Source organism: Natrinema salsiterrestre, assembly GCF_029502005.1.
GTDB lineage: Archaea > Halobacteriota > Halobacteria > Halobacteriales > Natrialbaceae > Natrinema > Natrinema salsiterrestre.
Genome location: NZ_JAMQOT010000001.1, coordinates 996,330 through 1,019,388 on the forward strand (window position 1 = coordinate 996,330; position 23,059 = coordinate 1,019,388).

Consider the following 23,059-nt stretch of genomic DNA (forward strand, 5'->3'; position numbering starts at 1 on the left):
GGGCGAGCACGCGCCTAACCCGAACGCCTTTTTATCACCGACACCGGATTCCTTCCCATGTCGACCGAATCGATCAGTGACCGGCGCGAGCACATCCGCTCAGTCAGCGTGACGGCGCTGTCCGCGCTGCTGGGCGTCGGTGCGGCGCTGGCCTCCGCGGCCTGGGTCGGGGTATCCGAGGCAGCGGCCCAGAACACGCAGACGCTCGCGTTCGTCTTCGGCGCGATCTTCGTCCAGTATCTCCTCATCAACGTCTCGGGGATCTACGGCGAGGACGAGTTCGGGACGAAACACTACCTGTTCATCGCGTTCATGACCTTCGCCCTGTGGTTCGTGACGTGGGGCATCCTGCTCATGTCGGAGTACACGGGCTAACCATGGCGGACGACAGTATCGCGGTCGTAGACTTAGACCGGTGTCAACCCGACCGGTGTAGCTACGAGTGCAAGAACTACTGCCCGCCGAACCGCACGGGGAAGGAGTGCATCACGCTCCGCGGCGAGGACGCAGCGGAGGGCCAGCCCGAACAGATCCACATCTCCGAGGAGATCTGTCTGGGCGAGACCTGCGGTATCTGCGTCGAGAAGTGTCCCTTCGACGCCATCGAGATCATCAACCTCCCGCAGGAACTGCAGGACGAGCCGGTCCACCGCTACGGTGAGAACGCCTTCTCGCTGTACGGCCTCCCCGCGCCCCAGGAGGGACAGGTCACCGGCATCCTCGGCCCCAACGGGATCGGGAAGACGACCGCCGTCCGCATCCTCGCCGGCGAACTCGAGCCCAACCTCGGCCGACACGAGGAGGAGCCGGGGTGGGACGAGGTCCTCGAGGCCTACCGCGGGACCGAACTACAAGACTACATCGCGGACGTCCGCGACGGGGACATCACGATCGCCCGCAAGCCCCAGTACGTCGACCAGATCCCGAACAGCTTCGACGGGAACACCCGGCAGCTGCTCGAGCGGACCGACGAGCGCGGTGCCCTCGACGAGCTGGTCGAGCGGCTCTCGATCGGGCCCGTCATGGAGCAGTCGATCGACGACCTCTCCGGCGGGGAGCTCCAGCGGGTCGCCATCGCGGCCACGCTCGCCCGGGATACGGACTTCTACTTCCTCGACGAGGTGACGCCGTATCTGGACATCGGCCAGCGCGTGACCGCGGCGCGGTTGATCCGCGAACTCGCCGAGGAGGAGGACAAGTCGGTCCTCGTCGTCGAACACGACCTCGCGATCCTGGACCTGCTCGCGGACACGCTCCACGTCGCCTACGGTGAGCCGGGTGCCTACGGTGTCATCACCTCGCCCAAGTCCGTCCGCAACGGGATCAACGAGTACCTCTCGGGCTATCTCGACAACGAGAACATGCGGATCCGGCCGAACCCCATCGAGTTCGAGGAGCACGCGCCCCGGAGCGTGACCCGCGCCGATACGCTCGTCGAGTACCCGGACCTCACCAAGAGCTACGGCGACGGCGAGTTCAGCCTCGAGGTCGAGGGCGGCACGATCCGGGAGAACGAAGTTCTGGGCGTCGTCGGTCCCAACGGGATCGGGAAGTCGACGTTCGCCAAGCTGCTGACCGGGAACCTCGAGACCGACGAGGGAGACACGGATCTCGACCTCGACATCGCGTACAAACCACAGTACGTCACCATCGACCAGCACATGCGGGTCGACGCCTTCCTCTCGTCGATCACCGACCAGTTCGGGTCGTCCTACTGGAACACCGAGATCGCTCAGCCCCTCCAGCTGGAGCGGATCATGGAGCAGAACCTCTCCGATCTCTCCGGCGGGGAGCGCCAGCGGGTCGCCATCGCGGCCTGCCTCTCCGATTCGGCGGATCTCTACCTGCTCGACGAGCCGTCGGCCCACCTCGACGTCGAACAGCGGGTCCAGGCCGCGAAGGCCATCCGGCGCTTCGCCGAACAGCAGGACGCCACCGTGATGGTCATCGACCACGACATCTACATGATGGATCTGCTCGCAGACCGGCTGATGGTCTTCGACGGCGAACCCGCCGTCCACGGCCGCGCCGGCCAGCCACAGGAGATGCGCGACGGCATGAACGAGTTCCTCGCGAACCTCGAGGTCACGTTCCGCCGGGACGAGCGCACCTCGCGCCCGCGGATCAACAAGCCCGAGTCACAGCTGGATCGCCAGCAGAAAGACGAAGGCGAGTACTACTACGCACCGTAAGTCGGTCGACTCGACGCCGGTATTTGCTCTCCGTACGTAGCGGTCAGCCGATCAGCCGCTGACAGCTCCCACAGAGGTTCTCTTCCTTGATGTCGACCTCGCGGACCGTCGGCGAGAAGTTCATGACACAGCGGTTGTTGTCACAGTGCTCGAGCCCGTAGGTGTGGCCGATCTCGTGGACGATCTCCTTGCGGACGCGGTCCTCGAAGATGTCGGCGGCGCTCTGATTCGAGAAGCCGCCGTCGCTCGAGGTCTGGAGGCGGTAAGTCGAGACGACGCTGCCGCTGCCGTCGAGGTAGGCGAGGCCGAAGACGTAGTTTCGGCGACGGTAGAAGAGGTCCTGAGGGGTGATCGCGATGTTCTTCTCGCCGCGGCCAACTCGCTCGGCGAGCTGGATGAAGGATTCCGCGGAGTACTGGTTCCGGTCGGAGTCGTAGGCGCCGTTGGGGACCGACTGCGAGTCGTTGACCGACACGTCGCAGTCGTAGACCGATCGCAACGCGGCGGAGGCCGCCCGCTTGACCTCGGCGGAGACGTTGCCGACCGGCACGATATCGACGAGCATAGCAAGGGCTATGGCCGCGGGTGGCATAAACGTCCCGCCGTGGCCCACTCTCGCCGGAATCTCGAGTCGCTGCTCGATCACCTTCTCGAGTACGAGCGAGTGGTCGAAATCGGGATCGGCCGCCGAACCAAGCTCGCTCGAGCGCTCGCGGAGCGAGGAGTCGGCGTCACCGCGACCGATATTCACGACCGCGACGTTCCGGACACGATAGGGTTCGTCCGCGACGACGTCGTCGACCCCGAGCCGTCGATCTACGCGGACGCTGACGCGATCTATGCGCGGAACCTGCCGCCGGAACTCCACCGACCGGCGCTCGCGGTCGCTCGCGACGCCGACGCCGACTTCCTGTTTACGACCCTCGGCGGCGACCAGCCGGCGGTTCCGGTCGAGCGGACGACGATCGAGGAGGGGACGCTGTACGTCGCTCGAGCGGTCGAGTCGCCGTAACGGCCGGACCGCGGTCGACACGACGACGCTGACCGATCGGTTCGAATGAGTTATCAGATCGTGAGTCGTTTCGAGAAGCGATGGCTGTCGGAATCGACTACGTCTTCGTGGTTGCATTCGTGGTCGTCGTACTCGCGTGGCTCGCCGGCGTCGGCCACCTGCTGTCGATCCCGTTTCAACTCGCCGCCGCGCCCGGGACCGTCGTTCACGAATTCGCCCACGAGCAGGCCTGCGATCTCGTCGGCGTTCCCGTCGTCGAGGTCAAATACTTCGGGCTCGGGAATCCGGCGGGGTACGTCCGCCACGGCCAACCCGAACGGTATCGGGAGACGTTCGTGATCAGCGTCGCTCCGTTTCTCGTCAACACCGTCATTTCGTTCGTCGCCTTTCTCGGTCTCGCCGCGGTCACGACGATGGCCGCCGATGGTCGATCGTCGCCGCTCGAGCTGCTCGAGGTCCTCCGGAGCGCCTCGACCACGACGCTCGCGCTGGTAATCGGGCTCGGCTGGGTCGGCCTCGCCGTCGGCGTGAGAGCCTTCCCGAGTTTCGGCGACGCGAACACGCTGTGGACTCGTTCGCGGTCGGAGTGGCGGCGGTCCCCGATCGTCCTGGTCGGAATCCCCGTCGTCGTCGCCATTTACGTCGTCAATATTCTCTCGTGGCTGTGGGCCGACCTGCTCTATGCCGTGGGAATCGGGATCGTCGCGTTCGCCGTCGTCGGCACAGTGGGTATCTGAACGCGATCCGCTCGTCCATCGAATTCGGTCCACTTTATGCCTGCCCGTCCGTTTATCAGGGTATGAACGCAGATGCAGTCGTTCTGGACATCGACGGCGTCCTCGTCGACGTCGCCGACTCCTACCGGCGGGCGATCGTCGAGTCCGTCGAGGCGGTCTACGACCGGACGATCCGTAAAGACGACATTCAGGAGTTCAAGGACGCCGGCGGGTTCAACAACGACTGGGAGCTGACGGACGCCGCCGCGCTCTACGTGCTGGCGACCGAGGAGGGGTACGGCGAGTCCCTCGAGGCCTACACCGACGGAATCGCCGCCGCGGGCGGCGGTCTCGAGGCGGCCGAAACCGTCGTTCGCGAGGCGATCGGCGCGCGGGCGACCCAGCGCGTGACCGGCCGCTGGGATCGCGAGCGGCTCCGCGACGTCTTCCAGCAACTGTACCTCGGCGACGAACTCTATCGCGGGCTCGAGGGGGGCGATCCCGACCTCGAGCGCGAGACGAGGGGGTTCATCCACGACGAGCCGGTGTTGCTCGAGTCCGAGACGCGAGAACGGTTGCTCGCGGAGTACGACGTTGGCGTCCTGACCGGGCGACCGGAAGCCGAGGCCGAGATCGCCCTCGAGCGGGTGGGACTCGACGACGCGGTTCCGGTCGAGCGCCGCTTCACGATGGACGATTGGGAGGAAGGGAAGCCCCATCCCCGCGCGCTGACGACGCTCGCGGAGCGCTTCGACGCCGCGTCGATCATCTTCGTCGGCGACACGTTGGACGACGTTCGGACGGCAGTCAACGCGAACGAGGCCGATCCCGGTCGGGAGTACCACGGAATCGGCGTGCTGACCGGCGGATTGACGGGCGAAGCGGGGCGTCGGAAATACGAGCGCGAGGGGGCGCGGGCGGTCCTCGAGTCGATCAACGAGGTACCGGAGTTCCTCGAGTCGTAGCGAATCGTGGAAACGGGCCCCAGCGATCGTTCGTCAGGGCTGCTCGCCCGGAAAGCGGACGAACGTCAGCCAGAAGTCCTCGAACGACCGGCCGAGTTCGATGAATTCGTCCGGTTCGACCGGCTTCTGAACGTACGCGTTCGCGTGGAGGTCGTACGATCGAGCGATGTCTTCTTCCGACGCCGAACTCGTCATCACGATCACCGGGATCGACCGCAGCGCCGCTGCCGACTTGAGTTCGGAGAGGACGTCGGCCCCGTCGATATCGGGCAGTCGGAAGTCGAGCAGGATCAAGTCCGGACGCGGACTGTCCGCATAGTCGCCGCGCTGGTGGGCGAAATCGAGCGCGTCCGCGCCGTCGCTGACGGTGTGGATTTCACAGGCGATGTTCGCGTCGTCGAACGATTCGGAGAACAGACGCACGTCACCGGGATTGGGTTCGATCAGCAAGATCGTGATGGCGTCCTCGATCGGTGGCGACATACTACTCGTTGGATCGGTTCCTAAAAGAGACGTGCGGTTATCGGAGAAGAGAGTGTTCGTTTGAACACTGTCGTTCGGGAGTGACGGTGGCGTGCTCCGACGGGTCGGCGACTCCCGGAACGGCTGAACCGGTCCGCGGTGCTCATCGGTCGGTCGGGTCGTCCAACCGGCGGCACGAGTCGAACCGCTCGTCGGTGAGGTAGACGGTTCCGTCGCGAACTGTCACGGCGATCGACTCGAGTGCGTCCCCGCGGCACGGCCCTGCCGTACAGACGCCGTCACCGCACTCGAAGCGCGCGCCGTGCTCGTGACACACCAGTCGGTCGTCGCGGACGATCGCACCGGAGCCGGGGTCGAGTCGGACCTCCGGCTTGTGGGGGCACGAGTTCCGCCACGCGAACACGTCCGTTCCCTCTCGTCGGAGGATCAGTTCCGTCCCGCGGCGATCGCGGCGGGCCTCACACCGGAGCGTGCCGTTCGTCGGAACGTCAGCTAGCGGCGCGATGTAGCGGGGGTCCCCGTCCGAGGGTGCGTCTCCATCGTCGGCGCTTCCGTCGGTCTCGTCGCCGCTCGAGTCCCCCTCCCGTCCGCCACCGATGCTGAATCGGAACGTCGCGTCGTCGGTCGAGACGTCCCCCTCGTCGTCGTAGATGCGAACGGCCGCCGATTCGTCCGCTCCTTCGAGCGTTACTCGGACGGGATCAGTCATACCCGCTTCTTTTCGGCCAACCTAAAAATACGTTCCGGACCGAGTTCGTTCGAACGGGATCGGAGGGTCGACGCTCGGGTTTCGAGAGCGCGCGGTATCCCTTTAGGGGAGCCGATCGAAGGACGAGTATGGACGATCACGACGTCACCGTCGACGTGGAGGTCGAAGTCGAAGTGGACTCGAACGAACTCGAGATCGAGGTCGGAGACGAACGCGAGTTCGAGGGCGAACTCGAGGCCGGCGGCCTGACCATCGAAGTCGAAGCGGAGGTCGAGGTCGAGGGTGAGAGCGAGAGCGAGAATAGTACAGACGGGGGCGGCGGCGAGGAGGGCGAAGAAGCCGAAGAGACCGAGGAGGACTGATCGGGCGCGACTCCCGGCGCACGAATCGAACGCGCTCACGGTTTTCGCGGATGTCGAAAAACGCTATGCACTGGCTCCGGTAGGTGCCCGTATGACCTGGACGGTAATGCCGACGTACGACGACTACGAGACGGCCCGCGCGGAGTTCGCGTGGGATCTCCCCGACGAGTACAATCCCGCCGTCGACTTCCTCCGGAAACACGACGACGCGAGTCGAACGGCGCTTCGATACGAGGATCCCGAGTCCGGTCTCGAGACCTACTCCTTCGACGATCTCGACGAACGGTCCGATCGCCTCGCCGCCGCGCTCGCGGACCTCGGAATCGAGGCGGGAGACCGCGTCGGCGTCGTGGTCCCGCAGAAACCACAGAACCCGCTTACACACCTCGCGAACTGGAAGCTGGGCGCGGTCTCCGTGCCGCTTACCGTCCTCTTCGGTCGCGACGCCCTCCGGTACCGCCTCGCGGACAGCGAGGCGAAGGCGGTCGTCGTCGACCCGAGCGTTCGCGAGACCGTCGACGAGATCCGCGACGACTGTCCGGCGCTCGAGCACGTGATCGAACTCGGCGACGGCGATTCAGTCGCGGGCGATGCACACGCCTTCGACGATCTCCTCGCGACCCACGAGCCGGGGATCGAAGTCTACGACGCCACGCCGGCGACGCCGACGGCGATCATGTACACGAGCGGGTCGACGGGACCGCCGAAGGGGGTCCGACACAGCCACGCGCTCTGGCTCGGGCGGGCGGCCGCGGCGTACAACTACTTCGATCAGGGGCTCGCGGCGGGCGAAGCCACCGTGTGGACGCCGGCGGACTGGGCGTGGGGCGCGGCGCTCGGCGGGACCCTCTTCGCCGCGTGGCACCACGGCTGTACCGTCGTCGGCTGGCCTCGCGACGGGTTCGACCCCGAAGCGATCTACGAGCTGCTCGAGCGTCACGACGTGACCGGGGCCTTCATGCCCCCGACCGCCCTCCGGATGCTGATGGGTCTCGACGATCCCGAGGGCCGGTTCGACCTCTCGCTCGAGACGTTCGCCTCGGCCGGCGAACCGCTCACCTCGGAGGTCGTCGACTGGGTCGAGTCGACGTTCGACGACGTCGCGATCAACGAGTTCTACGGCCAGACGGAGCTCAACCTCGTCGTCGGAAACTCGTCGAGGTGGTTCGACACGCAGCCGGGCAGCATGGGCAAGCCCCTCCCCGGCTACGAGATCGCCGTCCTCGACCCCGACACGCACGAGCGACTCGAGCGCGGCGAGGTCGGCGAACTCGCTGTTCGGCCGGGCGATCGCCGCGTCTTCTTCGACGAGTACCACGGCCTGCCGGAGAAGACGGCGAGCAAGCGGACCGAAGACGGATGGTTCCTGACCGACGACCTCGTCGAGCGCGACGACGACGGTTACGTCTGGTTCGTCTCTCGAGCCGACGACGTCATCCTCACCAGCGGCTACCGCGTCGGCCCGATGGAGGTCGAGGACGTGATCCTCGTCCACGAGGCCGTCGAGCAGGTCGGCGTCGTCGGGGTTCCGGATGACACCCGCGGCGAGGCGATCAAGGCGTTCGTCAAACCCGCCGTCGACGACTACGACCCCGACACGCTTCGCACGGAGATTCGCGACCTGGTTCGGGACCGACTGGCGGAGTACGAGTACCCGCACCAACTCGAGTTCGTCGAGACGGTGCCGACGACGACGACGGGCAAGATTCGCCGTCGCTCCCTGCGAGAGCGCGAGGGAATCGCCGAGGAGTGAGCGCGCCCGGCTCGATCCGTCTCGCACCGCCGTCGAGAACGTCAACAGACCGTCAGAACGACGATACGCGGACGCGGTTTTATTGTCTCCCCATCCGAACGCCCCGCTATGCACCGCGTGTTGATACCCGTCGATACCAACGAAGATCGTGCGCTGGCACAGGTCGACTACGTGACATCGCTTCCGAACGCCGAGGAAGCGGTCGAGGCCTACATCCTGTTCGTCTTCACCGAGAACAGCGACGACCTGCCCCAGGAGTTCGAGAAATTCAAATCGGCCTCGCGGATCGGCTCCGTCCGCCGCGCACAGGAGGCCCTCGAGGAAGCCGGCGTCGAGGTGACGATCCTCGAGGACAGCGGCGACACCGAAGACGACATTCTCTCGGAAGCGGACGCCTACGACGTCGACTCGATCGTTCTCGGCGGCCGGAAGCGCTCGCCCGTGGGGAAAGCGATCTTCGGAAGCGTCGCCCAGGGGATCATTCTCAGCTCCGACCGACCGGTGGTCGTCACCGGAAGCGGCGAGGAGTAGGTCGACTGCCGGCGGACGAGCGGTCAGTTTTCCGACCCCCGACTCGGGGACCGCAGGGACGTCTGCTGGAGCCGTCCATGTTCCCGCCGGCAGCCATCTTATCCGGATCGCTACCGAGTGTCCGGTATGGAGATTCGGGAGCCGAAAGCGGACGAGGCGGCGCGGATTCGGGAGGTCGTCGACAGCTCGATGACGACCTCGTTCAGGCTCAGTCCGGGACAGATCGACGGGATCACCGACGACCAGTTCGGGGACGACTCCGTCGACGAGAAGAGAGACGACGAGGACACCCTGCTTCACGTCGCCGAGAGCGGCGAGGACATCGAGGGCGCGACCATCACGGGATTCGTCGAAGGGCGACTCGAGGACGGACGGGGCGAGGTGAACTGGCTGTTCGTCGACCCGGAACACCGAGGGCAAGGGATCGGGACGGAGCTGTACGAGACCGCGACGGAGACGCTCCGCGATCGCGGTGCCGAACACGTCTGCGTCACCGTCCTCGAGGCCAACACCGAGGGCCACCAGTTCGTCGAACGGTTCGGCCTCGAGCACGACGGCGACCGTCGCATCGAGGTCGCCGGCGAGTCGCTCGTGAAATACGTTTACACGGATTCTGACGTCGACGTGGATCTCCCCGCGGAGTCCAACGCGGACTCGGCGGACGACGAGGACGCGGACTCGGCGGAGTTCCCCGAAACCGAGACGACGGACGGCCAGCTGACGGCGACGAGCGACGACGGGAAGACGGTGTACGTCGCCCGCGAGGAAGAAGAATCCGGCACCGCAGCGTCGTTTTTCGTCACCTACGAGGACGAGGACCGCGCGGAGCAGTACGGCTTCTACTGCGCGAACTGCGGCTCCCTCGACGTCTCGATGGCGGAGATGGACCGTCTCGAGTGCAGTGACTGCGGCAACGCACACGCGGAGCGATCCGAGGAGTCGTACGACGACTCGCACCTGTAGTCGCCGCGAAAGCCGCCGAATCGTCCCGGTAGCCTCGAGTCGGTCCCTCGAGACCGAAGCCGACCCCGCGTTATTTCGCGAAGATGCTGTCGGCCGTCGCCGCACCGACGACGCTGAAGACCGACCCCACGGTCACGGCTTTGAACGAGGTCACGGCGCGCTCACAGGAAGTCGCGACGCGCTCGAAGAAGGGGCCGGAGGACCCGAACAGAGCTTCGGGGCCACAATCGGCCACGGCGTCCGGGAGGAACGTTCCGGGGGCACCGAAGAGGAGGGCGAGCACGGACACCGAGCCGAACGTGACGACCATCAGCGAAATGAAACGGAGCGGAACGCCAGCCACCTCCTGTTCGTCGTCGAGGTCGCGGGTCGTGTCCGCCTTGTACAGCGCCGCGTAGCCGATCGAGAAGACGATCGCGACGATCACGAGCGCCTGCGAGATGTGCATGTTCCCTGCGAGCACCCAGACCTCCTCCGTAACCACGAACGGACCCGCGAGCAGGAACCCGCCGACGGTCTGCTGGGCCGAGTCCGCGAGCCGAAAGTCGCGCGGACGGCGCGGGCGTCGGAGTTTCATACCGGAGGATTGCGGTGAAACGGTAAAACGCTCCCGTTCGACGAATTCCGTTAGACGAACAGCAAGAGGAGAGCGTAGCCGGCCGTTCCGGCGGCGAACGCCCAGAACCGGCTCTCCCGATCCGCGGGCAGTTCCTCCTTGATCACGTTCAGAACGATCCCGCCGGCCAGGAAGGGCACGAACACGGCGAGGAGGAGTTCGGCGTCCTCGAGGACGTATCCGCCGGCGAATCCGGCGATCACCGCCGCGGACAGCAGCCAGCGAGCGCGGCGGTGATACGCCGAGCCGTGGTGTGCCCGAAGACTGTCGTCCGTGACGAGAAGGTGCAACGCCATCGTGACGAAAAAGGGGAGCACGCTACCGAGTTCGCGGTCCCACAGGAGGTAGCCGATTATCGCGTTGTAGGCCGCGAACGATCCGACGTGGATCCAGAAGACGCCGCTGCCGGCTGCGTCGTCGTTTCGCCTCGACCGGCCGTTGGTCCGGCGAACGAGTTGTTCGAGGCCGTAGTAGACGACGAATCCGAAGAGCGCGATCAGATAGCCGTGGTGTTCGGCGGCGATCGTCGCCGTCCCGTAGCCCTCGAGCGTCGCGGCGGCCGCCCCGATCTCGGGGAGGAGGTGGACGAACACGTACGCGACCGAGACGCCGCCGGCGGCGGACAGCCACCCGCTACGGGGAATCCGGCCGCCGACTCCGAGGCGGTCGGCGAAGAGGTGAACGAGCGCGAGGGCGACCGCGAGCGCGGGAGTGAGTGCGGCTTCGAGAGCGACCGAGCCGAGAGAGACCATCGCTCTATGACGTATACCGGCGACGGAAATGTAGGTTCGTGACCGGTCCGTTCAGTCGTCGGCGCTGTGGGGTCGCTCGCCACCGGTCGACATCGCGTCGCCGATCGTCCCCGCCGTCCGCCGAACCAGCCGACCGAACGCGCGGCGGCTGACGAATAACACTATCCCGAGCATGTCGATCCCGCCCCCGAGCGGGACGAGGAACGCCCAGAACGTCGCAAGCAGCCGCCCACGCGAGCAGGAACGCCGACCCGAGAACGGCGAGTCCGGTCAGAATTACGGTCCAGAACGTGGACAGCGTGCGGACGACGGCCGGTGCCTGAGACTCGAGCCCACCGACTGCCGCGAGCCAAGGGAGGAGGCCGGTGGCCCCCACGACGGCGACTCTGGGGAGTGTCAGTGCGACCGTGGCCGATATCGAGCCGGGCGCTCGTCGTCTCATGGAATCGTCCAGGAACGCATACCCATCGACCTCCCGGACGTGAGACGATGCTGCCTGCTACTGCTGCGGAGCGCGCTCTTCGTAGGGCTGAACGACCACGAATCCCTCCGAGCCCGTGAATTCGAGCTGGTAGGTTTCCTCGGAAGACTGGCCGATCATGTTCGAGAAGGCGCGATCCACGTGGCTTCCGGGCGTCGTCCCGCTCCAGGCGACGGTCGCACCGGGATCGGTCCTGACCGGCGGCCGCAAGACCAGCGGCTCGCCGTGGGTCGTGATCGCGACGCTGCCGGGGCCCTCGAGGAAGACGTTCGTCATGCCGCCGGCCGAGAAGCCCGCGATGCTCTCGACGGTTCGAATCTCGTAGTCGACTGACGACTCGAAGGCGAGTACGTCGGTGCCGTTGACCGAAATCGACTGGTCCGCGTCGAGATCGAGGATCTGGATCTTCTTCTCCTGATCGGCGAGATAGAGGTGGCCGCTCCCGGTCGCCTCCATCACGGGCGTCCCTTCTCCCGTCGCTTTCTCCTTGAGGAATCCCGTGATCCCGCCCTCGGCGGAGGACTTCCCCTCGAACGAGATGTCTCCGTCGTAGGCGATCATCGATCCGGCCTTCGCGATCACGGACCCGTCGAGGGCGACGTCCAGCAGTTTGCCGTTCTCGAGTTGAAACGTGTCACCGCCCGCCTCGGGTTCGTTCGTGCTGACGAATTCGTCGACGTTCATGGTGTATCGAGCCGGAATTCGGCTCACCGACCTCGTTTGTCGCGATCGGTCAAATAGGTACTCGTGTATCAGCTTCGGGACAGCCCGGTCCGACCGATCAGGCCTCGTCTCGGATGAAGTCGGCCGCCTTCTCCGCGATCATCGTCGTCGGCGCGTCCGTGTTGCCGCTCGTGATCGTCGGCATCACCGAGGCGTCGATCACGCGAAGCCCCTCGAGTCCCCGGACTCGCAGCCGATCGTCGACGACGGCCATCTCGTCGTCGCCCATCTTGCAGGTGCCGACGGGGTGGTACAGCGTCTCGGCGTACTCGCGGATGTACTCGATCAGTTCGTCGTCGCTCCGGACGTCCGACCCCGGCAGTATCTCCTCGCCGCGGTACTCGTCGAACGGCTCGGACCGCAGGATCTCGCGGACCAGTTTGACGCCCTCGAGCAGCACCTCGAGGTCCTCGCCCTCGGTCAGATACTGGGGATCGATGGCCGGGTCGTCGAAGGGGTCCGCGGAGGCGAGCGTGATCCGACCGCGGCTCTCGGGCCGCAGTCGGAGCGCGTTGAGCGAGAACCCGTGCCCGTCGGGGTTCTCGAGTCCGTGTTCGACGAAGTGCGACGGGGCGAAGTGGAACTGAATGTCTGGTGTGTCGGCGTCCTCGGAGACGGTCGCGAACCCGCCGGCCTCGCCGACGTTCGACGTCAGCGGCCCCTTCTTCAGCAGCAGGAATTTGAGGAGGTTCCAGATCGATTCTGCGTCGGCGAGGGTGATCGATTTCTCGCACTCGTAGCCGACGCCGGCCTGCAGGTGGTCCTGCAGGTTTCGGCCGACGCCGGGGAGGTCCTCGACGACGTCGATGTCGTGTTCGGCGAGGTGGTCGGCCGGGCCGACGCCGGAGAGGAGGAGCAACTGCGGGGAGTTGATCGCGCCGGCCGAGAGGACGACGTCCTCGGCCGCGTCGACGGTCGCGGGACTGCCGTCGGCATCGTCGCGCGCGTACTCGACGCCGACGGCCTCCCGTCCGTCGAACCGGACCCGCGTCACCCGCGCCCCCGTCACCGCAGTCAGATTCGGGCGGTCCAGCACCGGCTTCAGGTACGCGTCGGCGGCACTGTGTCGACGGCCGTCCTCCTGTGTCACCTGATAGAGTCCGACGCCCGCCTGATCGCCGACGTTGAAATCACCGTTGTGTGGCAGCCCTGTTGCCTGCCCGGCCTCGACGAACGCCTCGCTGAGCCCGTTCGGTGACCGGGGATCGGCCACGTTCCGCGGCCCGCCCGTTCCGTGGTACTCCGAGGCGCCGCGTTCGTTGTGCTCGGCTCGCTTGAAATACGGCAGCACGTCCTCGTACCCCCATCCCTCGTTGCCCAGCTCCGCCCAATGGTCGTAGTCCTCGGCCTGTCCCCGAACGTAGATCATCGCGTTGATCGAACTCGAGCCGCCGAGAGTCTTCCCGCGGGGCCAATAGAGCTCCCGGTCGCGGAGTTCCGACTGCGGTTCGGTGTGATAGTTCCAGTCGACTGCCGATTGGAACAGCTCCGAGAACGCCGCCGGAATCCCGATTTCGCGCTGCTCGTCGGGCTCTCCGGCCTCGAGCAACAGCACCTCGGTGTCGGCGTCGGCAGAGAGTCGGTTCGCGAGCACACAGCCCGCCGGCCCCGCGCCGACGATGACGTAGTCGTACCACCGCCCAGCCCCTGTCATGATATACCATATCGTTCGTGGGAACCATCATAAACGTTTCAACGAATGTCGCGGCGGCTGTCGTGAGCGGACGTCGCCACGGTCTCGAGAAGAGGGGGCCCTACACCTCGGTTTTCAGACCGATCGAGGGGGAGTCCGGACGGAGACCACGCGAACGCAGCGAGTCCGTCCGTTCCTGACTGAAGCCGACGGACACCGAAATGTATTTCTCGTCACCTCTCAGTTGCGAATATAATGACCGTCTTTCCCCACGGCAACACACCTCGTACCGTGGTGATACCGGTCGGCGATCCGTCGCCGGCGGCGTGTGAGGAAGTCGCCAAAGCGCTCCGCGAGACGTTCGAATTTCCGGTTCCGATTCGGGATTCGATCGGAGCGCCTCCCCGAACCGATTCGAACGCCCACGTCGGGCGGGGGTTCCTCGAGTACCTCCGAGGCGAAACGCCGGACGCGGACCTGGCCGTCGGCGTCACCGACGAGCGGATCAAAATGAGCCGCGACCAGACCGCGCTGTTCGGCGTCGCGGGCGAGTTCGATAGGGTCGGTGTCGTCTCGACGGCTCGACTGCTCGAGGGCCGCGAACCGACCGCTCTCGAGCGCGAGCGGCTGGCCAAAGAGGCTCGCTCCGTCGTCGGCACGATGCTCGGACTGCGGACGTACCTGCATACGCGCCGCGAGGATCGGCCGTGTGTCGTCGCACCCGGAGAGACCCGCCGTCAGCTGGATTCAGCACCGACGACCTACTGCGAGGACTGCCGGAACGCGCTCACGGACGACGCGACGTATCCGAAGCCGCCGGCCCCCGGCGACTGGACCGTCCGAACGCGTGCCGAGTCCGACGCGAGCGGTCCCGAAGCGGACGGCGATCGCCGGACGTGGGTGGACTATCTCCTGGCACCGATCGGGTTCGCCGTCATCGCGGTGATCGAGTTCGTCGCACTGTCGGGGCCCGTCGTCGATCGCCTCCCGCGTCCCGGTACCGGGTCCGCTCGAGATCTCCCGGAATCAGCACACGAGATCTATCGGGCCGTCACGTTCTGGGCGAACGCCGTTCTCTATCTCGGCTCCGCGTTCTGCTGGTTGTTCGTCACCGTGTCCGTCCACGACCGGATTTTCGGCCCGGATCTCTCCGACGGCGTCGCTATCGGGCTCCTGTTACTGAGCGTCGCGCTCGGGGTGTTCACGGCCTGGTTCGTGAAAGGGATCGTCGGCGGTCTCCGATTCGTCGCCGCCGAGGAGTGGTCGTAGGTCAGGCACCAAGCAGGTACTGCGCGATCCCGGTCAGCCAGAGGAACGCCGCGAGGCCGACGACGCCCTCGAGCACGCCAAGCGAGACGCTCTCGAGCAGAACCCGCCGCCGCTCGGCGAGCAGCGTCTCCGGCGATTTATCGGAGACCACACCGCCGCCGTCTTCCTGTGCCGTCACGAGCACGCGCTTCTCGTCGCTCGCGGCCCGGGCGTCGTCCGGCACCGCGCGACCGTAGACGAACACCTCGTCGCCGGGCGCGAGGTACTCGTAGGCGAACCGTCGATCGCGTTCCAGCCCCTGCGAGGGCACCCCCTTCATTTCGGCGAACGCGGCGAGATCGTCGGCGATGGGCTCGTGACTGGCGATCTCCGTCGACCACTGGCGATCCGCCGAGAGGTCCAGCCGAAGTTCGGACGCGTCGACGCGGACGCGTGCCTCGTCGCCGGTCTCGAGGAGGAACGAGGGGCCGACCCGCTCGTCGACGTGGGCCGTCTCGAGTTTGTTCGTGTCGTCGACGGTCACGTCGTAAAACAGGGCCCGCTCGCGGCCGCCGAACGGGACCTGCTCCGGCTGCCCGTCGGGTCGACCGGTCCCCACGAGCGCGGTCTTCCCGAACGCGACCGACTCGAGCGCCGAACGGGGCCGGTCGACGATCGCGGCCCGTTCCTCGTACCGTTCGAACCCGGAGAGAACGGTCTCGATTCCGACCACGACGAGCAAGCCCGAACCGAGCACCAGCCCCGCGTAGAGAAGGATCGCGAGCATTACGTCTCGGTCGTCGCCCCGCCGTCGAGGCGGTCACCGACGTCGACGCCCTCGTGGGCGCCGCGAGACGCGACGAACGGCTGCCGGCGGGTGAACCCGCGACGGGCGGCGAACACCGACTCCGGAAACGTGTTCAACAGGACGTTGTACGCGGCGACGGCCTCGTTGTACCGCTCGCGGCGGTCCTCGATCCGCTGCTCGAGGCGCTGGATCGAGTCCGAAAGCTCCTCGAACCGATCGTTCGACGCCAGCTCCGGGTATTCGTCCGACAGCGCGTACACTTCCCGTGCCGTTTCCCGAAGCGAGACCGCGACCGATGCGGCCTCTTCCGGCGATTGCGCGTCGATCGCCCCCTCGCGGGCCTCGATGAGACCCTCGAGCAGATCCCGTTCGTGGGAGACGTGCTCGTTCGTCAGATCGATCAGTTGCTCGAGTTCCGATCGTCGCCGTTCCAGCAGGACTTCGATGTCGGCCCAGGTCTTCTCGCAGCGCTCGTGGGCCTCCGCGAGCCGCGCCTGCGCGTGTGAGAGATACCTGACGACGCTGTACCCGACGACGAGGGCCCCGAACCCCGCGATCACCACCCCGAAGAGATTTATCTTTTCCCACAGTTCTCGTCCAATTAATTATATGTTCTGTTACGCTTCGCTACCGCAACGATCGATCGACTGCCGACGGAGCGGCGGCGCTGCAGGGACGATTGCGGTCACCGACACGGTTCCTCCTCGTCTCGAGACGGTCACACCGAGCCGATTTCGCGTGTCCTCGAGGGAGAGGGACGAGCCGGGCTTTAGTACCGGGATCGACCGAGTGCGCCTCCGGACTTCAACGACCTGAACGTGTAACGCGACACGGGAACTGCGGCCGCGGCGAAGGTGCGGGAGATGGTCCGTCGGAGAACGTGGCTGGTCGTCCTCGTCGCGCTCGGCCTCGTCACCGCGAGCGTCGCCTACGGCGTCGTCGCACTCGACCGGCCGCAGGTCGAATCGGTCGACAACGAGTGGGGGACCGTTACGAGCGAGCGGACCGAAGTCGAAACCCGAATCGGCGTCGACGATCCGCGGCTGTTGCGCCTCGGAGACGCGGCGGCGGACGTCTCGTATACGGTCTCGCTGAACGATCTCGAGATCGCTTCGGAACGCAAACGACGGATCGACGCCGCCGGCGACGACGCGAACGTCACCGTCTCGACGTGGCTCGACAACGACGACATTCCGGCGTGGTGGGCCTCCCACGTCAGGCGGAACGAGACGACGACGGTGCGGGTCGAACCGGACGTCGTCGTCGAATACGCGGGCCTCCGACTCCCGGCGGAAGAGTGGACCCGAACTCGCACCGTCCGGACGGACCTGCTCGAGCCCCTCCGACTCACGGAGCGCCGCGAGGTCCGGGCCGGTGGCCAGCTACTGTTCGTGGTCAACGAGACGGACGCCCAGTGGGGGACGGCCACGACCAACCGAACGCCGATCGACGCGTCGGCGACGGTCACGAACCCGACGCCGATCCCGATCCCGATCACGGAGGTCAGATACGCGGTCCGGCTGAACGGCGTCCCCGTCGGGCAGGGCGTCGCCGGCGAGCAGACCCTCCTCCCGCCGAACAGCACGCGGACGCTCGCGGCCACCGCCGCGATCGACACCGACGAACTAGACGAGTGGTGGGTCACCCACCTCCGGAACGACGAGACCTCGACCCTGACCGTCGATTTCACCGCGACCCTCGAGTACGCCGGCTTCGAGCGGGAGGTCCCGCTGGATTTCCTCTCGTACAACCGGACGTTTCGGACCGATATGCTCGGCTCGGCGGACGCCGGGACGGTCGACTCGTCGGGGAACCAGGGGTCGGCCGCTGCTCGAAACAGGAGTGTCGGTATCGACGGCACGTCGCGGTCGAGTCCGCCGGATTCGGAACCCGCGCCGCCGGGTATGGTCGAACTTTTTGGAACGCCGGTCCGAACGACTCGAGTATGACCGAGTTCCGCGGGACCTGGACCGAGGACGAAACCGGCGCGTTCCTGCAGGAGACGACGGTTCCGATCCGGATCGCGACGCACAGACCCGACGGCTCCCTGTGGCTGGTGACGCTGTGGTATCGCTATCGCGACGGCGTCCTCGAGTGTGCGACGCGGGCGAACGCGGACGTGGTTCGCTTCCTCCGCGACGATCCCGAGATCGCCTTCGATATCTCGACGAATCGGATCCCCTACCGCGGAATCAGGGGGAACGGGACCGTCGAGATCGACGACGACGGCAGACCAGTCCTGCGAGACCTCGTCGAGCGCTACCTCGGCGGGACGGACTCCTCGCTCGCCGAGTGGTTGCTCGACGAGGACCGCGACGAGGTCGCGATCCGGATCGAGCCCCGGGAGAGCTACAGCTGGGACTACAGCGAGCGGATGGGGGCGGGCTCGAGCGGGAAATCCGAATAGCGGCCGCTCAAGGGGCGAGATGGTCGATCAGCGGCCGTTGAGGACGTGCTCCGCGGCGATCTCGCTTCCGAGGACGCAGGCCACGGTCCCGAGTCCCGGCCACGTCGTATCGCCCGCGAGGTAGAAGCCGTCGATACCGATATCCTGGGGAACGGCCCGCTGGTTAGTGTTCTCGAGAGTCTGCTTGTATCCGCCGACTGCCCCGCGCGGTCGACTCGCGAACCCTTCGTACGTTACCGGCGTTCCGATCTCGTACACCGCCGGATCGGTCGCGAGATCCGGATAGACGGTCCGTGCGCGCGATATCAATTGCCGCCCCGCGGCCTCCTTCTTTCGTTCGTAGGTCGCCGGCTCGAGGTTCTGCCAGGGATCGACGTCGCAGTGCGTCGAAAGCATGACGGCGCGGTAGCCCGCCGGTGCGCTCGTTCGGTCGTCGGGGTCGGAGACGGAGACGAACATGTTGTTTCCGTTCCCCAGCGGTTCGTCGTAGTCCGTCAGTATCTGGTGGTGCGTTACCTCGCGACCGTCGACCGCTGCCGCCGGGACGCCGAGAAACACGACGATCGCTCCGCCCTCGTGGGCGCGCACCATCGCGATGTGCTCGTCCAACCTGTCGCCGACGATAGTCGGAGCGATCTCTCTCGTGAGAGTAATCGGGACCGCGCTGACGACCTGTTCCGCGGAGAACTGATCCGTCGCCGTCCCGAGCGAGAAGTTTCCGCGGGCACCGGTCACGTCGGTTACCGTCTGTCCCGTCGCGATCGTCCCCCCGATATCGACGTACTGCTCCGCAAACGACGTCCAGAAGCCGTACATTCCACCCGTCGCCCGTCCGAGTCCCGTTCGTCGGATCGTGATACCGAGGATCGAGTTGAGTAACGGCGCGTCCTCGATCGTCGAGTGAACCGTGTCTTCGACCAGCATGGCGATCAGGTTGCGAAGCGGAGCGTCGTCGTAGACGCCGTACTTCTCCAGTGCGTCCGCCACGGTCCACCGGAGATACCGTACCAGCGGGAGTCCGGCCACGCCGACCGCCCTCGCGTTTCTGATGAGATCGCCGAGCGACTGAATCGGGAGTTTCACGCCGCTCCGAGTGATTCGCCAGAGGGTTTCGGACAGTTCGTCCACGAAGGCGTAAAACGCCAGATGGCAGTCGTCGTCGCCGAGCTTGGCTCGTCGTTCCGCGTCCCATTTCTCCTGATTGCGATACAGTCGAACCGTCCGGTCGGGCAGCCACGCGTCGTAGGCGTCCTGCAACTCGATGGCTGGCGGTTCGAACCCGACCTCGTCCAGTAGCTGGCCGCCGATACCCCCCGGGCTGAAATCGACCAGCGTGGTCGCACCGACATCGAACGTGAACCCGTCCTGGCGATAATACCCGGCACAGCCGCCGATCCGGTCGTGTCGTTCCAGCACGACCGTCGACAACCCCCGGGCTTGTACCCGTGCTGCAGTGCTCATTCCCGCGACACCGCCCCCGATAACGGCGACGTCGAAGCTGTGATCAGTCATGATGAAGCGACGACGAATCGCGGTACCGATCGACGACCGACCGCGTCACCGATCGTTTCGCAGGTGGTCGAGCTCGTTCCTCGCCGATTGAGACGAGCGAGAACGTCGTCGTCAGCGTTCTCTTCGTCCGTAGTGGTTGATCTATTATCTCATTTCAGGTATAAATAATGCGTGGCTGCTACCGTCGCTTGCTCGGAGGGGACGGCGGAACGATCGGAAGGCGGGTCTCGAGTCGGTTTCCGACCCGTCGCTCTCTCGAGCCATCTGGAAGCGGCCGCGGTGGTTCGAACCACCACCGGACACCCCGAACGAGAACGGACAGTCGGCTAATCTGCAATTACGCCTGTCTGTCTCGTCAACGGTGATTGAACTATATTGTACTCGCGACGCTAAATCGAACGGGCCAATGAGTACTGAAACCTCCACACGAGGTGACCGAACGACGTGCGACGAGTGTGGCCTGCCGTACTACGCCGACGAGAACGACGCCTGTCCGTATTGCGAGCACGCGTCTCCCAACGCACACCCGAGCTCGAAGTCGACGGAGCCGGAACCGAGACCGGCGGACACGAACACCACAGACGCGACATCGGACGAGTCCAAACAATCACTCATTCGACAGATTTCGGATAGAGTCCGAAAGGTACTGGGCGGCGGGTAGCGCCGTCTCAGTCGTCGGCGCTTGGCTTGACGGCCTTTTTCCCGTCGGATTCGTCCCCGCGCGGGAAGTTATCGATCGTCTCCTCGCGGAACGCTTCCTCGTCGAACTCGTACTCGCCGTCGAGGAACTCGAGCAGCGTGTGCGTGTCGCGCATGGCGTTCTTGAGGCACGTCGAGGCGCCCGGTGACGGCGTGATGTTGAAGATGACGTCGTCGCCGACGATCTTGGCCTCGCCCATGTCCAGGGACTTGTTCTTCGTGTCGACGATCTGCGGCCGGACGCCGCCGTACCCCTTCGCGCGCTCGATGTCCTCGAGTTCGACGCTCGGGACGACCTTCTGGACGTGTGGCAGGAACTGCTTCCGGCCGACGTTCGGGAGGTCGTAGAGGAGGTTCTTGAGCACGTACGGCAGCAGGATCCGATCGGAGAGGATGTTGGCGTAGCTCAGGAACGCCGCCGCGTTCAGCCCGAAGACGTCGAAGAAGTCCTTTACCGTCGAGATGCGGCCGCGCTCGAGGGCCGGAACGAGTTTCGCGGTCGGTCCGAACCGCGTGATAGACGAGTCGTGGACGTCCGCGTCCCCGTGGACCGCGGCGAAGGGCAGCTTCTTCATCTGGAGCGTGTAGACTTTGCCGTTCAGGAGGTCGTCCGCGAGGAAGAAGCTCCCCGCGATGGGGAGCAGGACCTTGTCCTGGCCGTAGCCGAGTTCCTTCGCCATCTGGAGGCTGTGCGAGCCGGCGGCGACGACGGTGGCGTCACAGTCGAAGCGGCCGGCGTCGGTCTCGATCGTGTACCCCTCGAGCGTCGGCGTGATGTCCGTCACTTCCGTGCCGGTGAAGACGTCGACCGACGCCTCGGCTTCCGCCTCCGCGACGAACGACTTCGTCGTCTCGCCGTAGTCGACGACGTAGCCGTCCGGCGTCTGCAGGGCGAGCATGTCCTTGGCGGGATCGCGACCCTCGACGACCTTGGGTTCGATCTCGCCGATCTCCTCCCGCTCGATCGGTCGGAGCTTCGGGAAGAGGTCGCCGAACCCCTCGTCCTCGTAGCGCTCCTCGAGCTCCGCGACCTCCTCGTCGCCGACGCCGAGGACCATCTTGCTGCGCTTGGCGTGCATCTCCCGGTCGGGGTCGTGGTTCTCCAGATACCCCGCGAGGAGCTCCGCCCCCTCTTTGACCTCTTCGGCCTTCTCGAGCGTGTAGTTGGTCTCGATGTCCCCGAAGTGCAGCGTCTGGGAGTTGTTCGTGTGGTGGGAGTTGATCGCCGCGATCTCCGACTCCTTCTCGATCAGCGCGATCGAGTCGATGTCGGTGAACTTCGCGGTCGTGTACAGGAGTGACGCGCCACTGATACCGCCGCCGACGATTACTAAGTCGTATTTACCAGACATTATTGATCGTATGGGTCGGTATATCAATCGCTCGACTCCAGCCCTATAACTCATATTTTTCTGATCGAGGTCTCGACGACTGCCGAAACCCCTATCGACGACTGTAAGCCGACCGCGAGATCTCGGCTGCGAGTCAGACGATCGACCGATAGACTGGCCTCACTCGCCAGCTATCGATCGTTCACGGTTCTCTGACGCTCCGCGGTCGCGTCGTCGCTCCCGGCACTCGTCTCGAGAGCCTCGTCGTCGTTCGACCCGCTGGTATCGACATTCGACGTATCGGCGATCGATCCGCCTCGAGTGGGGAACAGGACCCGTCGAGCGACGCCGACTCGCCGTCAGTGAGATTTTTCGGCACACCCTGCGTCGAACGCCCGCGAACGGCTCGCCCGGAGCGATATCCAGTCCAGCGCCGAGCCGCGGTATCGACGGGCCTGTCGTCCAGCGACCGACGCCGATCGGACGGAGGCGACTAGCCTTTAGGTGCGGGCCGCCAGGAACACACGTGAATTCCAAGGAGGTCCACCGCCAGTGGGCAGAACGGTCCGGAGAGTACTCGCCGGAATACTACGCCTCGTACGGCTCGGACCACCGCAGCGAGTCGATCCGCAGCCGTCTCGAGCGTTTCGTCGACCGAGACGCGTCCGTCCTCGAGCTGGGCTGTAGTTCGGGCCGGCACCTCGCGTACCTCTCCGAACACGGCTTCGACGATCTGGCCGGGATCGACGTCAACGACGACGCGTTCGACGTGATGGCGGAGAGCTACCCCGAGCTCGCCGCCGCCGGCACGTTCTACCACGGGACGATCGAAGACGTCGTCGCGGCGTTCGACGACGGTCGGTTCGACGTCGTCTACTCGGTCGAGACGCTCCAGCACATCCACCCGGACAGCGAGTGGGTACTCGAGGACATCGCACGGATCACCGACGACCTCCTCGTCACGATCGAGAACGAAGGGGACGACAACCGCCAGCAGTCGGGTGCGCCCGACGTGAGCTACGTCAACGACGACTTCCCCCTCTACCACCGCGACTGGAAGCGGGTGTTTACCGAGCTGGGATTCGCCGAGATCGACGTCGAATCCGGCACTCGCGATACCGTCCGTACGTTCCGCCCTCCGAGCGAGTAATCCGCCCGCTGAT

At 65.7% G+C, this 23,059-nt stretch carries 25 protein-coding genes; 13 read left to right on the forward strand and 12 right to left on the reverse strand.

Features of this window, described 5'->3' with window-relative positions:
- The first annotated feature begins 57 nt into the window (after window positions 1-57).
- Complete coding sequence (locus NDI89_RS04955) at window positions 58-375, forward strand: EMC6-like membrane protein (RefSeq protein ID WP_226004499.1); 318 nt, start codon at window positions 58-60, stop codon at window positions 373-375.
- A gap of 2 nt (window positions 376-377) precedes the next feature.
- Window positions 378-2,192 (forward strand): ribosome biogenesis/translation initiation ATPase RLI, encoded by a 1,815-nt coding sequence (locus NDI89_RS04960; RefSeq protein WP_277520395.1) that lies wholly within the window; start codon window positions 378-380, stop codon window positions 2,190-2,192.
- A 43-nt stretch (window positions 2,193-2,235) separates the two neighbouring features.
- Here the strand turns inward: NDI89_RS04960 and NDI89_RS04965 are convergent, their stop codons facing one another.
- Window positions 2,236-2,757, reverse strand: coding sequence for an archaemetzincin family Zn-dependent metalloprotease (locus NDI89_RS04965; RefSeq protein WP_277520396.1), 522 nt, complete (start codon window positions 2,755-2,757; stop codon window positions 2,236-2,238).
- Between the two features lie 39 nt (window positions 2,758-2,796).
- On the opposite strand from NDI89_RS04965, the gene NDI89_RS04970 reads away from it, so the two are divergent.
- From NDI89_RS04970 to NDI89_RS04980, 3 genes are all read left to right on the forward strand, one after another.
- A complete protein-coding gene (locus NDI89_RS04970) occupies window positions 2,797-3,204 on the forward strand; it encodes a UPF0146 family protein (protein ID WP_277520397.1) in 408 nt (135 codons plus the stop codon).
- Window positions 3,205-3,284: 80 nt separating this feature from the next.
- The gene (locus NDI89_RS04975; RefSeq protein ID WP_277520398.1) at window positions 3,285-3,941 is read left to right on the forward strand and encodes a metalloprotease family protein; all 657 of its coding nucleotides are present in this window, start codon (window positions 3,285-3,287) and stop codon (window positions 3,939-3,941) included.
- Window positions 3,942-4,003: 62 nt separating this feature from the next.
- Window positions 4,004-4,885: a TIGR01548 family HAD-type hydrolase gene (locus tag NDI89_RS04980; RefSeq protein WP_277520399.1), complete on the forward strand. Its 882-nt coding sequence runs from the start codon at window positions 4,004-4,006 to the stop codon at window positions 4,883-4,885.
- Between the two features lie 33 nt (window positions 4,886-4,918).
- Here NDI89_RS04980 and NDI89_RS04985 read toward each other — a convergent pair whose 3' ends face one another.
- Window positions 4,919-5,368, reverse strand: a complete 450-nt coding sequence (locus tag NDI89_RS04985; protein WP_277520400.1) for a response regulator — start codon at window positions 5,366-5,368, stop codon at window positions 4,919-4,921.
- A gap of 142 nt (window positions 5,369-5,510) precedes the next feature.
- Window positions 5,511-6,077, reverse strand: a complete 567-nt coding sequence (locus NDI89_RS04990; protein WP_277520401.1) for a Rieske (2Fe-2S) protein — start codon at window positions 6,075-6,077, stop codon at window positions 5,511-5,513.
- A gap of 128 nt (window positions 6,078-6,205) precedes the next feature.
- Between NDI89_RS04990 and NDI89_RS04995 the strand changes: the two genes are divergently transcribed.
- From NDI89_RS04995 to NDI89_RS05010, 4 genes are all read left to right on the forward strand, one after another.
- On the forward strand, window positions 6,206-6,439 hold the full coding sequence (locus NDI89_RS04995; RefSeq protein WP_277520402.1) for a hypothetical protein: 234 nt from the start codon (window positions 6,206-6,208) through the stop codon (window positions 6,437-6,439).
- 91 nt (window positions 6,440-6,530) lie between these two features.
- Window positions 6,531-8,192 carry an acetate--CoA ligase gene (locus NDI89_RS05000; RefSeq protein WP_277520403.1) on the forward strand — a complete coding sequence of 554 codons (1,662 nt, stop codon included), beginning with the start codon at window positions 6,531-6,533 and terminating at the stop codon, window positions 8,190-8,192.
- Window positions 8,193-8,300: 108 nt separating this feature from the next.
- Window positions 8,301-8,723: a universal stress protein gene (locus tag NDI89_RS05005; protein ID WP_277520404.1), complete on the forward strand. Its 423-nt coding sequence runs from the start codon at window positions 8,301-8,303 to the stop codon at window positions 8,721-8,723.
- Window positions 8,724-8,849: 126 nt separating this feature from the next.
- Window positions 8,850-9,686 (forward strand): GNAT family N-acetyltransferase, encoded by an 837-nt coding sequence (locus NDI89_RS05010; RefSeq protein WP_277520405.1) that lies wholly within the window; start codon window positions 8,850-8,852, stop codon window positions 9,684-9,686.
- A 70-nt stretch (window positions 9,687-9,756) separates the two neighbouring features.
- Here the strand turns inward: NDI89_RS05010 and NDI89_RS05015 are convergent, their stop codons facing one another.
- The 5 genes from NDI89_RS05015 to NDI89_RS05035 all read right to left on the reverse strand — a co-directional run bounded on the left by NDI89_RS05015 (window position 9,757) and on the right by NDI89_RS05035 (window position 13,912).
- Window positions 9,757-10,263: a DUF2391 family protein gene (locus tag NDI89_RS05015; protein WP_277520406.1), complete on the reverse strand. Its 507-nt coding sequence runs from the start codon at window positions 10,261-10,263 to the stop codon at window positions 9,757-9,759.
- A 50-nt stretch (window positions 10,264-10,313) separates the two neighbouring features.
- On the reverse strand, window positions 10,314-11,054 hold the full coding sequence (locus NDI89_RS05020) for a hypothetical protein (RefSeq protein ID WP_277520407.1): 741 nt from the start codon (window positions 11,052-11,054) through the stop codon (window positions 10,314-10,316).
- 51 nt (window positions 11,055-11,105) lie between these two features.
- Complete coding sequence (locus NDI89_RS05025; RefSeq protein ID WP_277520408.1) at window positions 11,106-11,228, reverse strand: hypothetical protein; 123 nt, start codon at window positions 11,226-11,228, stop codon at window positions 11,106-11,108.
- Between the two features lie 325 nt (window positions 11,229-11,553).
- On the reverse strand, window positions 11,554-12,219 hold the full coding sequence (locus tag NDI89_RS05030) for an AIM24 family protein (protein WP_277520507.1): 666 nt from the start codon (window positions 12,217-12,219) through the stop codon (window positions 11,554-11,556).
- Window positions 12,220-12,316: 97 nt separating this feature from the next.
- Window positions 12,317-13,912 carry a GMC family oxidoreductase gene (locus NDI89_RS05035; protein WP_277520409.1) on the reverse strand — a complete coding sequence of 532 codons (1,596 nt, stop codon included), beginning with the start codon at window positions 13,910-13,912 and terminating at the stop codon, window positions 12,317-12,319.
- A 234-nt stretch (window positions 13,913-14,146) separates the two neighbouring features.
- Here NDI89_RS05035 and NDI89_RS05040 point away from each other — a divergent pair, with 234 nt between their 5' ends.
- Window positions 14,147-15,160: a zinc metalloprotease gene (locus NDI89_RS05040; RefSeq protein ID WP_277520410.1), complete on the forward strand. Its 1,014-nt coding sequence runs from the start codon at window positions 14,147-14,149 to the stop codon at window positions 15,158-15,160.
- Between the two features lies 1 nt (window position 15,161).
- Here NDI89_RS05040 and NDI89_RS05045 read toward each other — a convergent pair whose 3' ends face one another.
- Complete coding sequence (locus NDI89_RS05045) at window positions 15,162-15,926, reverse strand: hypothetical protein (protein WP_277520411.1); 765 nt, start codon at window positions 15,924-15,926, stop codon at window positions 15,162-15,164.
- Complete coding sequence (locus tag NDI89_RS05050; RefSeq protein ID WP_277520412.1) at window positions 15,926-16,507, reverse strand: LemA family protein; 582 nt, start codon at window positions 16,505-16,507, stop codon at window positions 15,926-15,928. The genes NDI89_RS05045 and NDI89_RS05050 overlap by 1 nt, the downstream gene beginning before the upstream one ends.
- Before the next feature lie 303 nt (window positions 16,508-16,810).
- Between NDI89_RS05050 and NDI89_RS05055 the strand changes: the two genes are divergently transcribed.
- A complete protein-coding gene (locus NDI89_RS05055) occupies window positions 16,811-17,896 on the forward strand; it encodes an LEA/WHy family protein (RefSeq protein WP_277520413.1) in 1,086 nt (361 codons plus the stop codon).
- Complete coding sequence (locus NDI89_RS05060) at window positions 17,893-18,354, forward strand: pyridoxamine 5'-phosphate oxidase family protein (protein WP_277520414.1); 462 nt, start codon at window positions 17,893-17,895, stop codon at window positions 18,352-18,354. Before NDI89_RS05055 ends, NDI89_RS05060 begins: the two co-directional genes overlap by 4 nt.
- A 27-nt stretch (window positions 18,355-18,381) precedes the next feature.
- On the opposite strand, the gene NDI89_RS05065 is transcribed toward NDI89_RS05060, so the two are convergent.
- A complete protein-coding gene (locus NDI89_RS05065; RefSeq protein WP_277520415.1) occupies window positions 18,382-19,866 on the reverse strand; it encodes a phytoene desaturase family protein in 1,485 nt (494 codons plus the stop codon).
- Between the two features lie 668 nt (window positions 19,867-20,534).
- The gene (locus NDI89_RS05070) at window positions 20,535-21,917 is read right to left on the reverse strand and encodes an FAD-dependent oxidoreductase (RefSeq protein ID WP_277520416.1); all 1,383 of its coding nucleotides are present in this window, start codon (window positions 21,915-21,917) and stop codon (window positions 20,535-20,537) included.
- A gap of 505 nt (window positions 21,918-22,422) precedes the next feature.
- Here NDI89_RS05070 and NDI89_RS05075 point away from each other — a divergent pair.
- Window positions 22,423-23,046, forward strand: coding sequence for a class I SAM-dependent methyltransferase (locus tag NDI89_RS05075; RefSeq protein ID WP_277520417.1), 624 nt, complete (start codon window positions 22,423-22,425; stop codon window positions 23,044-23,046).
- The last annotated feature ends 13 nt before the right edge of the window (window positions 23,047-23,059 follow it).